Below are 12,723 nucleotides of genomic sequence, written 5' to 3' on the forward strand. Positions count from 1 at the left end.
GCCGGCGGGGGCGGACGATCCTCTGTAAGCAATCGACCCGACGGCCGGAGCGGTTCACGCGTGTGGATCGACGATGATCTTCACATGCTGCTCGTTGTGGTGAATGAGCTGGTCGTAGCCGTCCGAGACGAGGCCGTCGAGAGTGATCCGGCCGGTAATGAACGGGGCGAGGTCGATCTTCCCGCTCTGGACCAGCGCGATCGTCGCGGGATGATCGTTCGAGTAGCCGATGGTGCCCCGCAGGTCGATCTCCTTGAGCACCAGTTTCGGCATGTCGACTTCGGGTTTATGCCCCCAGATCGACACGTTGACGATCACGGCGCCCGGCCGGACGGCGTCGAGGAGCATGTCGAGGACGACGGGGACGGACGAACATTCGAAGCCGACATCGGCACCGGCACCGCCGGTCAGTGCGCGTACTCGCTCGGCGACGTCGCCGTCCCTCGGGTCGAAGATCTCGTCGGCCACACCAGTCGAGGACGCCATCTGTTTACGCGCGTCCGACAGCTCAGAGATGTAGACGGTGAGGCCTTCCGCTTTCAAGACGGCCGCGGTGAGCAGACCGATCGGCCCGGCACCGCCGATGATCGCGACCTGACCCGCCTTCGCTCCGGACCGCACGTACGCGTGGTGGGCGACCGACAACGGTTCGATGAGTGCTGCCTGGTCGAGCGGGATGTCACCGATCGGGTGCACCCAGCGGCGCTGTACGACGATCTTCTCCGCGAGACCGCCACCACGCCCGCCGAGTCCGATGAAGTTCATGTCCTTGGACAGTTGGTAGTCCTGCCCGGGACCGGTGTCGACATCGTCGGCGATGATGTAAGGCTCGACGACCACGTTCTGGCCGACCGACAGGTCGCCCACGCCGTCGCCGAGCGCAGTGATCGTCCCGGAGAACTCGTGACCGATCACTACCGGTGCCGACTCCCCGGAGATCGGATGTGGACAACCCGATGGCGGAATGAAGATCGGCCCTTCGAGAAACTCGTGGAGGTCGGTGCCGCAGATCCCACACCAACCGACGTCGATCGCGACCGTTCCCGGCAAAAGGGTCGGCTCTGGGATGCCTTCGACTCGGATATCGTTGCGGTCGTAGTAGCGTGCGGCTCTCATAAGGCCATGGTAGGACCGGTGGTCGACGTCACACCAGCATGCAACCCCTTGCAACCCCCGCCCAGCGCGCTAACGTGCAGACCATGCCTGCCACCGTGGCGCACCCCCATGCGACTGCTCCCGATTCGACTCACTGCTGGGCCTCTCACCGCTGGGCCTCTCACCTCCGGGCCTCTCACCTCCGGGCGACGCACCTCTGGTACGTCAGCTATGGCTCCAACCTGTGTGCCGACCGACTCTCCTGCTACCTGCAGGGCGGTCGACCCGACGGCGGACTACGCACCTACCCGGGCGCACGCGACACCTCGCCGCCGCTCGATGCTCGACCGACCACGCTGCCCGGCCGGATCTTCTTCGCAGGCGAGTCTCGCACGTGGCGCGGCGGCATGGCGTTCTACGACCACCAGACGCCGGGCCCGACACCGGCGGGCGCCTACCTGATCTCGATCGAACAGTTCGCCGACGTCGCCGCACAGGAGTCCGACCGTGAACCCATCGTCGGCGGCGCCGTCGAAGCTGCGCTCCGCGATAGCGCGATCCTCCGGCGGCACGGCGACGCGCACGTCGTCGACGACGGCCTGTACTCGCGTCTGGTCCGGGTCGGCACCATCGACGGACTGTCCGCGCTCACGTTCACGTCGGTTCCCGGTATCCGCGACGTCGCGCACACCGCGCCGAGTGAGCCGTATCTCGCGATGATCGGCCGCGGCCTGCGTGAGACCCACGGCTGGGACGACAACGAGATCGCGCGCTACTTCCGGGCGTGCGGCATCGGCGAATAGCCGCCGGACGGCACACCCTGGACGTTAGGGTCGGAATCGTGAGCACTTCCACCGATCGTGTCACCATCCGCGTCCTCGTCTACTCGGATAATTCGGGGACGCGTCGCGAGGTGCTCCGCGCGCTGGGAACCACGCTCCACCCGGAATTGCCCGACCTCGAATTCGTCGAAGTAGCGACGTCGCCGATGCTGTTGAAACACTTCGACGGTGGCACGGTCGACGTCGCGATCCTCGACGGCGAGGCCGCGCCCGCGGGCGGGATGGGCATGGCCAAACAGGTCCGCGACGAGTACGACCCGTGCCCGCCGCTTGTGGTGTTGATCGCCCGCGACGCCGACCGCTGGTTAGCCGACTGGTCGCGCGCCGACGCGACCGCGCGCGTCCCGGTGGACCCGATGGAGCTCGCGCGCACTCTCGTCGACCTTCTGCGCTGACCGGCGCGCTGACGTTCTCCCAGCGCAGGCGACCGGTCGCGCAGAGTTGGCCGAAACCTCCCACGGCACACACCATTCCGTGAGTAAGGTGTGGTTCAAGTCACAAGAAACCGATCGACGCCGAAGGTGCTCCCTTCGACGCCGTCGAGACAGTGGAGGGCTTGGAGATGAACGCGTACGGGCCGATTCTGGTACTCGCTGCGATCGCTGCGGCGTTCGCCATCGTGTCGGTGATGATCGCGTCCGTCGTCGGACCGCGTCGCCGCAACGCCGCTAAACTCGCGGCCTACGAGTGCGGTATCGAACCACTGCCGCCGGCCGCCGACATCGTCCAACGTTTCCCGGTGAAGTACTACCTCACGGCGATGCTCTTCATCATCTTCGACATCGAGATCGTCTTCCTTTACCCGTGGGCGGTCGCGTCCGAGAGTCTCGGCTGGTTCGGGCTCATCGCCGTCGCCCTGTTCGTCGTCAACGTGTCCGTCGCTTACGCCTACGAGTGGCGGCGCGGCGGACTCAGGTGGGATTGATTGTGGGAATCGAAGAGAATCTGCCGGGCGGTCTACTCCTGACCACTGTCGAGAAGCTCGCCGGCTACATGCGTCGCGGATCGCTGTGGCCTGCGACGTTCGGACTCGCTTGCTGTGCCATCGAGATGATGGCTAGCACCTCGGGCCGCTACGACATCGCCCGATTCGGCATGGAGGCCTTCCGCGCGTCGCCACGGCAGGCGGATCTGATGATCGTCGCAGGCCGCGTCAGCCAGAAGATGGCCCCGGTGCTCCGTCAGATCTACGACCAGATGGCCGAACCGAAATGGGTTCTCGCGATGGGCGTGTGCGCGTCGTCGGGCGGCATGTTCAATAATTACGCGATCGTGCAGGGTGTCGATCACGTCGTCCCGGTCGACATCTACCTGCCGGGCTGCCCGCCACGGCCCGAAGCGCTACTCAACGCGATCATCACCCTCCACGAACAGATCGGCCAGATGCCGTTGGGCGTGCACCGCGAGGAGGCGATCCGTGCCGCCGAGCAGGCCGCCCTCGCGTCCACACCGACGATCGAGTTCACCGGGCTCCTGCGATGAGCGGGGAGCTGTCCACCGGACCCGACACCCCCGAGGTGATCGCGACCCGACACGGTTTGTTCGGCGCTGCCGACACCGGCGACACCTCCGGTTACGGCAGACTCATCGCACCGATCACGGTGCCGGGGAGAACGGACCGGCCGTTCGGCGGCTATTTCGACGAGGTCGCCGACAACTTGGCTGGCGCTCTCGCCGCCCGCGGCATCGCGTTCGACGACGCGGTCGACCGGTGTGTGATCTTCCGCGAGGAGATGACGATCCACGTCGCCCGCACCCACCTTCAGGCGGTTGCCGCAACGCTGCGCGACGACCCGTCCCTGCGCTTCGAGCTGTGTCTCGGCGTGTCTGGCGTGCACTACCCGGAGGAGACCGGCCGGGAACTGCACGCGGTCTATCCGCTGCGGTCGATCACCCACAATCACGCGGTGACGCTCGAGACGACGGCGCCCGACAACGACCCCCACTTGCCGAGCCTGTTCCTGATCTATCCGACCACCGATTGGCACGAGCGCGAGACCTACGACTTCTTCGGACTGATTTTCGACGGCCACCCGTCGTTAACGCGCATTGAGATGCCTGACGACTGGGTCGGGCATCCACAACGTAAGGACTATCCGTTGGGCGGCATCCCCGTCGAATACAAGGGCGCCACCATCGCCCCGCCAGATCAGCGGAGGTCGTATCACTGATGGCCGACACCTTTACTGTGACGGGAAATGATTGGCAGGACATCGTCTCCGCGGTCGCCGACCGGGCAGCCGCGAGCACCGCCGATGAACGGATCGTCGTCAACATGGGTCCACAGCATCCGTCGACGCACGGGGTGCTGCGCTTGGTCTTGGAGATCGAAGGCGAAACGGTCACCGAGGCCCGCTGCGGGGTTGGCTTCCTACACACCGGGATCGAGAAGAACCTCGAATTTCGTACGTGGACACAGGGGGTCACGTTCGTGACCCGCATGGACTATCTGTCGCCGTTCTTCAACGAGGTCGCCTACTGCCTGGCGGTTGAGAAGCTGCTCGGTGTCACCGACGACGTCCCCGTCCGGGCCAACGTGATCCGCGTGATCCTGATGGAGCTCAACCGCATCGCATCGCACCTGGTGGCACTCGCTACCGGCGGCATGGAATTAGGCGCGGTGACGCCGATGTTCCTCGGCTTCGGCGCCCGGGAGAAGATTCTCGACCTGTTCGAGGAGATCACCGGGCTGCGCATGAATCACGCGTTCGTCCGCCCGGGCGGCGTCGTCGCCGACCTCCCCGACGGAATCGGCGACCGGATCTGCGCGGTCCTCGACGAGTTGCCTAGTCAGATCGGCGAGGTCGAAGCATTGTTGAGCGAGAACTACATCTGGAAGGCCCGCACCAAAGGGGTCGGCTACCTCGATCTGACCGGCTGCATGGCTCTGGGCATCACCGGACCGGTGCTCCGTTCGACCGGTCTCCCCTACGACCTGCGTAAGAACGCACCCTACTGCGGCTACGAGGAGTACGACTTCGACGTCGTGACGGACACCGGCTGCGACGCGTACGGCCGGTATGCGATCCGCATCGAGGAGATGAAGCAGTCCATCCGCATCGTCCGGCAGGCCCTTGACAAGTTGACGCCGGGCCCGGTGATGATCGCCGACCGCAAGCTCGCGTGGCCCGCTGACCTCGCGGTCGGACCGGACGGCTATGGCAACTCCCCCGAGTACATCGCCGAGATCATGGGCGCCTCGATGGAGTCGCTGATCCACCATTTCAAACTCGTCACCGAAGGCATGCGGGTTCCCGCAGGCCAATGCTATGTGTCGATCGAGTCGCCACGCGGCGAGTTGGGCGTCCACATGGTGTCCGACGGCGGGACACGCCCGTACCGCGTGCACTTCCGGGACCCGTCGTTCACGAATTTGCAGGCTGTCGCCGCCATGTGCGAGGGCGGTCTGATCGCCGACGTGATCACCGCCGTCGCCAGCATCGATCCGGTGATGGGAGGAGTCGACCGATGAGCGCCGAACCCATGCTGGGCAAGCCACTTCCGCTCCTGTTCTCGACGTCGGAGCCGACGCCGCCGATCGAATTCACCGGGCCGGACACGTTCGCGGCAGAGGTCGTGGAAACGCTCCGCACCGAAGCCGACGCGATCGTCGCGCGCTACCCGCAGTCCCGGTCGGCACTGCTCCCGCTCCTGCACCTCGTGCAGAGCGTCGACGGCTACCTCACCCGGGCGGGTATCGCGTTCTGCGCGGACCGGCTACGTCTCACGACGGCACAGGTCGCGTCCGTCGCCACGTTTTACACGATGTACCGACGCGAACCGACCGGCGACTACCTGGTCGGTGTCTGCACCAACACGCTGTGCGCCGTGATGGGCGGCGACGCGATCGCCGAACACCTGGCCAGCGAGCTCGGCGTCGACGACGGCGAGACCACCACCGACGGTGCGGTGACATTCGAGCGCATCGAATGCAACGCGGCGTGCGACCACGCACCGGTCGTGATGGTGAACTGGGAGTTCTTCGACGCTCAGACACCGGAGTCGGCAGGCGCGCTCGTCGACGCCCTACGCGCCGGGACGCCGCCGGCGCCGAGCCGCGGCGCATCGTCGTTGTGCACATTTCGGCAGACGGCACGACTGCTCGCCGGACTCGACGAGCAGGGCGGTGACGCATGATCGCCATCGACCTCCCGGCCCCCGACGCCGAGCCCGCCCAGGTGCCTGTCTTGTCCCGGTACTGGTCGGACGACGAGCCGTGGCTCTTGCGTAACTACGTGCGCCGCAACGGCTATCAGGGCCTCAAGGCTGCGTTGCAGATGTCCCCCGACGACGTGATCGAGCTGGTCAAGGCGTCCGGTCTGCGCGGGCGCGGCGGCGCCGGCTTCCCGGTCGGCACCAAGTGGTCGTTCATTCCGCAGCGCGAAGAACGTCCCAAACCTCACTATCTCGTGGTGAATGCCGACGAGTCCGAGCCCGGCACATGCAAGGACATGCCGCTCATGCTGGCGACGCCGCACACGCTCGTCGAGGGCGTGATCATCGCGGCCTACGCCATCCGTGCGCGGCACGCGTTCATCTATGTGCGCGGCGAGGTCGCCTCGGTCATCCGTCGGCTACGGGCCGCGGTCGACGAGGCGTACGACATTGGACTTCTCGGCACGAACATCTTCGGGTCGGGTTTCGATCTGGATGTCGTGGTCCATGCGGGCGCGGGCGCCTATATCTGCGGGGAGGAGACGGCTCTGCTCGATTCTCTCGAAGGCCGACGCGGCCAGCCACGGCTGCGACCGCCGTTCCCGGCGAGCGAAGGCCTGTACGCGAGTCCGACCGTCGTCAACAACGTTGAGTCGATAGCGAGCGTCCCGTCGATCCTGCGCAACGGCGTCGACTGGTTCCGCGCGATGGGCACGGAGAAGTCACCTGGATTCACGTTGTATTCGCTGTCCGGTCACGTCACCCGCCCCGGTCAGTACGAGGCGCCGCTCGGTGTCACCCTCCGCGAACTCCTCGCCATCGCGGGCGGAATCCGCGCTGGTCACGAACTCAAGTTCTGGACGCCGGGCGGGTCGTCGACACCCATGTTCACCGCCGACCACCTTGACGTCCCTCTCGACTACGAGGGCGTCGGCGAGGCCGGTTCGATGCTCGGCACGAAAGCCGTCCAATTGTTCGACGAGACGACGTGTGTGGTGCGCGCGGTGCTGCGGTGGACACAGTTCTACAAACACGAGTCGTGCGGCAAGTGCACACCGTGCCGCGAGGGCACATACTGGCTGGTCGAGATCTTGCAGCGTATCGAGGACGGGACGGGGACCGAAGCCGACATCGACCTACTCGCCGAGACCACCGGCAATGTCGTCGGCAAGAGTTTCTGCGCGCTCGGCGACGGGGCGGGCAGCCCGATCACGTCGTCGCTGCGGTACTTCCGCGACGAGTACCTCGCGCATTTGCGCGACGCCGGCTGCCCGTTCGACCCGGCGCTCTCGACGGTGTTCCCCAGCGGAGGTGCGATATGACGGGAACGACAACCGACCTGGTGACGCTCACGATCGACGACGTCGAGGTCTCGGTGCCCAAAGGCACATTAGTGATCCGCGCGGCCGAGATGATCGGGGTCGACATCCCTCGCTTCTGCGATCACCCGTTGCTGGCTCCAGTCGGCGCGTGCAGGCAGTGCCTCGTCGAGATCGAGGGCATGCGCAAACCGATGGCGTCGTGCACGACGGTGGTCAGTCCCGACATGGTGGTCCGCACCCAGCATTCGTCGTTGGAGGCGGCGTCGGCCCAGCGCGGGGTGATGGAATTGCTGCTCATCAACCATCCGCTCGACTGCCCGACCTGCGATAAGGGCGGCGAGTGCCCACTGCAGAACCAGGCGATGTCGGCGGGCAGGCCAGTGTCCCGGTTCGGCGGCGTCAAGCGGACGTACACGAAGCCGGTCCCTCTCTCGTCGGAGGTGCTGCTCGACCGTGAACGTTGCGTGCTGTGCGCGCGCTGCACGCGATTCTCCGAGCAGATCGCGGGCGATCCGCTGATCGAGCTCGCCGACCGCGGCGCCCTTCAGCAGGTGTCGGCGTACGCGGACGATCCGTTCGCGTCGTACTTCTCCGGGAACACCATCCAGATCTGCCCGGTCGGTGCGCTCACCGGCGCCGCGTATCGGTTTCGGTCGCGTCCGTTCGACTTGACGTCGTCGCCGAGCGTCTGCGAGCACTGTGCGTCCGGCTGCGCTCAACGCGCCGACCACCGCCGCGGAAAGGTGTTGCGGCGCTTGGCTGGTGATGATCCCGACGTCAACGAGGAATGGAACTGCGACAAGGGCCGGTGGGCGCACGCCTACGTCACTGCGGGCGACCGGATAACCGCCCCGATGGTGCGCGGCGACGACGGCGTCCTCGCCCCGACCTCGTGGCCGCACGCTCTCGCGGTTGCCGCGCGCGCACTCGCCTCGTCGCGTGTCGGGGTCCTGGTCGGCGGACGGTCGACCGTCGAAGACGCATACGCGTACGGGAAGTTCGCGCGCGTCACTCTCGGCACATCCGACGTCGACTTCCGGTCCCGGGCGGAATCTCTTGAGGAGACCGACTTCCTCGCGGCACGCGTCGCCGGCACCGGTGTCGGCGTCACCTACGCCGACCTCGAAGCCGCGCCGGTGGTGGTGCTCGCCGGGTTCGAGCCGGAGGAGGAGTCGCCGATCGTCTTTCTACGTTTACGGAAGGCGGTGCGGACCAACGGTCAGCGAGTTCACACGATCGCGCCGCTACTCAGCGCGGGAGCGCAAAAGCTGTCCGCCACGTTGATCGACTGTGTCCCCGGCGACGAGGCGCGGGCACTGCGCAGCGGTGACGTCACTGTGCTCTTGGCTGAGCCGGGCGCGATCCTCCTGGTCGGTGAACGTCTCGCGCGCAGCCCGGGCGCACTGACCGTGGCAGCCGAGTCGGGTGTCCGCCTCGCCTGGATCCCCCGCCGCGCGGGTGAACGCGGAGCCCTCGACGTCGGGGCGGCGCCCAATCTGCTTCCTGCCGGGCGGCCGGTGTCGTCGGAGCGGGCGCGCGCTGAGATCAGCGCGGTTTGGGGCGCCGAGATCCCGGCGCGGCCGGGACGGTCCACATCACAGATCCTGGACGCGCTCACCGCGGGCGACCTCGACGCCGTCGTCGCCGGTGGCGTCGAACTCGACGACCTGCCCAATCCGTCGGCGGCTGTCGACGCGGTCCGCGGCGCGTCGTTCGTGGTGAGTCTGGAACAGCGGGAGTCGTCGGTGACTGCTCTCGCCGATGTGGTGCTGCCGGTGGCCGCTGTCCCGGAAAAGGCAGGCACGTTCGTCGACTGGGAGGGCCGTCCCCGCGCGTTCGCGGCCGCGCTGCCTACCGAGTCGGGAAGCGTCCCGCTGTCGGATCACCGTGTGCTGCACGCACTCTCCGCCGAGATGGGCACCGATTTGAACTGTGACGATGCCGCGGCGATCCACGACGAGTTCAGCCGTGTCGGCGCGTGGGAGGGTCCGCGACATACGGCCGAGTCAGTGGCCGCGGCAGAGCCGTCCCAACTACAGACCGGATGCGCGGTGCTCGCCTCGTGGCGGATGCTTCTCGATTTGGGCCGCATGCAGGACGGCGAACCGCACCTGGCCGGGACGGCGCGCCCGCCAGTCGCGCGGCTGTCGGCGGCCACCGCAGCCCGGGTCGGCGTCGCCGAGGGGCAGTCGCTCGCCGTGTCGACTGACCACGGCTGCATCACGCTGCCGCTCGCGGTCACCGAGATGACCGACGGAGTCGTCTGGGTGCCGATGAATTCACCCGGATCACGGCTGTATCCGACGCTGCGGGCCCAGCCCGGCGACACCGTCGTCATCGGGAGTGCGCCATGATCGCGGCCACCAACTATCCGACGCTCGCCGACTTCGGGTACGACCCGTGGTGGCTGATGCTCGCGAAAGCGATCGGCGTCTTCGTGTTCCTCGTCCTGACGGTCCTCGCCGGAATCCTCATTGAACGCAAGGTCATGGCGCGCATGCAGCGGCGACTCGGCCCCAACCGACTCGGCCCGGGCGGTCTCCTCCAGTCGTTGGCCGACGGTGTGAAGCTCGCGTTGAAGGAGGGGCTGACCCCTGCGGGCGTCGACAAGGTGATCTATCTGCTGGCGCCGATCATCGCGGTGGTCCCGGCGATCACCGCGTTCGCCGTCATCCCGATGGGCCCACAGGTATCCGTGTTCGGGCACGTCACCCCGCTGCAGTTGACCGATCTCCCTGTCGGTGTCCTCTACGTTCTGGCGATCACGTCGATCGGCGTCTACGGCATTATCTTGGCCGGCTGGGCGTCGAGTTCGACGTATCCGCTGCTCGGCGGCCTACGATCGACGGCTCAAGTCATCTCCTACGAGATCGCGATGGGCCTCTCGTTCGCGTCGGTGTTCCTGGTCTCAACGACGATGTCGACGTCGGAGATCGTCGGCGGCCAACGACACCACTGGTACCTTCTGCTGGTCTTGCCGGCGTTCGTGATCTACCTGATTTCGATGGTCGGCGAGACCAACCGCGCCCCGTTCGATCTCCCCGAGGCCGAAGGGGAACTCGTCGGCGGCTTCCACACCGAGTACTCGTCGCTCAAGTTCGCGATGTTCATGCTCGCCGAATACGTGAACATGGCGACGGTGTCCGCGCTGGCCACCACGCTGTTCCTCGGCGGTTGGCAGGCACCGTGGCCGGTCAGCGCATGGGACGGCGCGAACTCCGGTTGGTGGCCACTGCTGTGGTTCACCGCGAAGATGTGGTGCTTCCTGTTCATGTTCTTCTGGCTGCGGACAGCGCTGCCACGCCTGCGCTACGACCAGTTCATGAACCTCGGTTGGAAGGTGCTGATCCCGGTCGCCCTCGGCTGGGTGATGGTAGTCGGCGTCATCGATCAGGCCACCCGCGGACAGTCCGACCTGGTGACCTCATTGGTCCTCGCGGCCGCGGGCGTCTGCGTCACTGTGCTCCTCATCTATGCGATCAGCCGGTTGAGCCGTACCCGCAGGTCGAGTGCCCTTCCCCACCCGCCGAGTGGTGCCGAGCCGTTCGACCCGATGGCCGGCGGCTTCCCCGTCCCTCCCCTGCCCGGTCAGATACTGCCCGGTCCGCTACGGCCCGACCGTGCTCCGGAGAACAAACTCGCCGTCGAACAGAAGGGAGCCCCGTGATGCCTGACATCCCCGACAGCCTGAAACCCGTCGCCGGATTCGGTACGACGTTCGCGTCGATGTTCCGTACACCGATCACTGAGCAGTATCCAGAGGAGCGCAAGCCGGGCCCGCCCCGTTCACACGGCCGACACCAGCTGAACCGGTACGACGACGGGTTGGAGAAGTGCATCGGCTGCGAGTTGTGCGCGTGGTCGTGCCCGGCCGACGCGATCTTCGTCGAAGGAGCGGACAACACCGAGGAGGAACGATATTCGCCCGGTGAACGGTACGGCCGCGTCTACCAGATCAACTATCTGCGTTGCATCGGCTGCGGCTTGTGCATCGAAGCATGTCCGACGCGGGCCCTGACCATGACAAACGACTACGAGATGGTCGGCACCGACCGCGACAGCATGATCTACGAGAAGGACCAGCTCCTGGCCCCGCTCACCGATTCGATGGAGGAGCCGCCACACCCGATGGCCGAGGGCACGCGGCCCGAAGACTACTACCGCGGTGAGGTATGAGCGCGACTCTCGCCGCAAGTCTGGCGACGACGTCTGAAACGGAAGCGGTCACCTTCTGGATTCTCGGTGTCATCGTGGTGATTGGCGCGCTCGGCGTCGTCCTCAGTCCGAAGGCCGTGTACTCGGCGGTGTTCCTCGCGATGACGATGATCATCTTCGCGGTGTTCTATGTGATGCAGGGCGCTTTGTTCCTCGGCGTCGTCCAAGTGGTCGTGTACACGGGCGCGGTGATGATGCTGTTCCTCTTCGTGCTGATGTTGATCGGTGTCGACTCGTCGGACTCCCTCGTGGAGGCGGTCCGCGGCCAGCGGCTCGTGGCGATCGGGCTCTCGCTGGGTTTCGGTGTCCTGTTGGTCGCGGCGATCGGCTCGGCAACCGTCGCCCGGTTCGTCGGCGCCCCCGATCTGAGCGACGGGACGGCTCCGGGCGGCGGCAACGCCAACATCCGGGCGCTCGCCGAAATCATCTTCGTCCGCTATCTGTGGGCGTTCGAGTTGACCGGTGCGTTGTTGATCACGGCGACGCTCGGCGCGATGGTCCTCGCGCACCGTCAGCGGACCGGGCCTGTTCAAGGTCAGCGTGAGCTGTCCGTCGAACGTTTCCGGCGCGGCGGCCAGGTAACCGGACTGCCTGCGCCCGGTGTGTACGCCCGTCACAACGCGGTCGACATCCCCGGCCGTCTCCCCGACGGAAGTCCGTCCCGACTCTCGGTGAACAACCGGCTGACGCCACGGGCACTGTCCGACGCCGGACATGCCCTCCCCGACGCTGACTCACACCCCGATTCAAGAACACCAGCGTCGAAACCCTCGGATCGAGTGGAGCCGAGACCATGAATCCCGCCAATTACTTGTATCTCGCCGCGATCGTCTTCGCGATCGGTGCCGCGGGAGTATTGCTGCGGCGCAACGCGATCGTCGTCTTCATGTGCGTCGAGTTGATGTTGAACGCCGCCAATCTGACTTTCGTAACGTTCGCCCGCATGCACGGCAGTTTCGACGGCCAGGTGATCGCGTTCTTCACGATGGTGGTGGCCGCGGCCGAAGTGGTGATCGGACTGGCCATCATCATGACGATCTTTCGTACCCGGCGTTCCGCTTCGGTGGACGACGCAAACTTGTTGAGGCGGTGAC

General features: G+C 66.3%; 14 protein-coding genes. 13 read left to right on the top strand and 1 reads right to left on the bottom strand.

The genetic code is table 11. The features are described 5' to 3' along the window. Positions 1-54: 54 nt before the first annotated feature. Positions 55-1,116 carry a 2,3-butanediol dehydrogenase gene (locus MP11Mi_RS00255; RefSeq protein WP_420040338.1) on the bottom strand — a complete coding sequence of 354 codons (1,062 nt, stop codon included), beginning with the start codon at positions 1,114-1,116 and terminating at the stop codon, positions 55-57. A gap of 83 nt (positions 1,117-1,199) precedes the next feature. On the opposite strand from MP11Mi_RS00255, the gene MP11Mi_RS00260 reads away from it, so the two are divergent. The 13 genes from MP11Mi_RS00260 (at position 1,200) to nuoK (ending at position 12,722) form a co-directional block, all read left to right on the top strand. After that, a complete protein-coding gene (locus tag MP11Mi_RS00260; protein WP_420040339.1) occupies positions 1,200-1,898 on the top strand; it encodes a histone deacetylase in 699 nt (232 codons plus the stop codon). Positions 1,899-1,936: 38 nt separating this feature from the next. Further along, positions 1,937-2,332, top strand: a complete 396-nt coding sequence (locus MP11Mi_RS00265) for a hypothetical protein (protein ID WP_420040340.1) — start codon at positions 1,937-1,939, stop codon at positions 2,330-2,332. A gap of 167 nt (positions 2,333-2,499) precedes the next feature. Continuing rightward, positions 2,500-2,862 (top strand): NADH-quinone oxidoreductase subunit A, encoded by a 363-nt coding sequence (locus tag MP11Mi_RS00270; RefSeq protein ID WP_420042156.1) that lies wholly within the window; start codon positions 2,500-2,502, stop codon positions 2,860-2,862. 2 nt (positions 2,863-2,864) lie between these two features. Next, entirely contained in the window at positions 2,865-3,419 is a 555-nt protein-coding gene (locus MP11Mi_RS00275; RefSeq protein ID WP_420040341.1) for a NuoB/complex I 20 kDa subunit family protein, read from the top strand. Continuing rightward, a complete protein-coding gene (locus MP11Mi_RS00280) occupies positions 3,416-4,108 on the top strand; it encodes an NADH-quinone oxidoreductase subunit C (RefSeq protein ID WP_420040342.1) in 693 nt (230 codons plus the stop codon). The genes MP11Mi_RS00275 and MP11Mi_RS00280 overlap by 4 nt, the downstream gene beginning before the upstream one ends. Beyond that, entirely contained in the window at positions 4,108-5,409 is a 1,302-nt protein-coding gene (gene nuoD / locus MP11Mi_RS00285) for an NADH dehydrogenase (quinone) subunit D (RefSeq protein ID WP_420040343.1), read from the top strand. The genes MP11Mi_RS00280 and nuoD overlap by 1 nt, the downstream gene beginning before the upstream one ends. Next, a complete protein-coding gene (gene nuoE / locus MP11Mi_RS00290) occupies positions 5,406-6,074 on the top strand; it encodes an NADH-quinone oxidoreductase subunit NuoE (protein WP_420040344.1) in 669 nt (222 codons plus the stop codon). Before nuoD ends, nuoE begins: the two co-directional genes overlap by 4 nt. After that, positions 6,071-7,414: an NADH-quinone oxidoreductase subunit NuoF gene (nuoF, locus tag MP11Mi_RS00295; protein WP_420040345.1), complete on the top strand. Its 1,344-nt coding sequence runs from the start codon at positions 6,071-6,073 to the stop codon at positions 7,412-7,414. Before nuoE ends, nuoF begins: the two co-directional genes overlap by 4 nt. After that, a complete protein-coding gene (locus MP11Mi_RS00300; protein WP_420040346.1) occupies positions 7,411-9,768 on the top strand; it encodes an NADH-quinone oxidoreductase subunit G in 2,358 nt (785 codons plus the stop codon). Before nuoF ends, MP11Mi_RS00300 begins: the two co-directional genes overlap by 4 nt. Further along, positions 9,765-11,081 (top strand): NADH-quinone oxidoreductase subunit NuoH, encoded by a 1,317-nt coding sequence (nuoH, locus tag MP11Mi_RS00305; RefSeq protein WP_420040347.1) that lies wholly within the window; start codon positions 9,765-9,767, stop codon positions 11,079-11,081. Before MP11Mi_RS00300 ends, nuoH begins: the two co-directional genes overlap by 4 nt. Next, the gene (gene nuoI / locus MP11Mi_RS00310; RefSeq protein ID WP_420040348.1) at positions 11,081-11,590 is read left to right on the top strand and encodes an NADH-quinone oxidoreductase subunit NuoI; all 510 of its coding nucleotides are present in this window, start codon (positions 11,081-11,083) and stop codon (positions 11,588-11,590) included. The genes nuoH and nuoI overlap by 1 nt, the downstream gene beginning before the upstream one ends. Beyond that, positions 11,587-12,426 carry an NADH-quinone oxidoreductase subunit J gene (locus tag MP11Mi_RS00315; protein WP_420040349.1) on the top strand — a complete coding sequence of 280 codons (840 nt, stop codon included), beginning with the start codon at positions 11,587-11,589 and terminating at the stop codon, positions 12,424-12,426. The genes nuoI and MP11Mi_RS00315 overlap by 4 nt, the downstream gene beginning before the upstream one ends. After that, a complete protein-coding gene (nuoK, locus tag MP11Mi_RS00320) occupies positions 12,423-12,722 on the top strand; it encodes an NADH-quinone oxidoreductase subunit NuoK (protein WP_420040350.1) in 300 nt (99 codons plus the stop codon). Before MP11Mi_RS00315 ends, nuoK begins: the two co-directional genes overlap by 4 nt. Position 12,723 lies beyond the last annotated feature (1 nt).

This window comes from Gordonia abscondita, from assembly GCF_032711245.1.
Taxonomy (GTDB): domain Bacteria; phylum Actinomycetota; class Actinomycetes; order Mycobacteriales; family Mycobacteriaceae; genus Gordonia.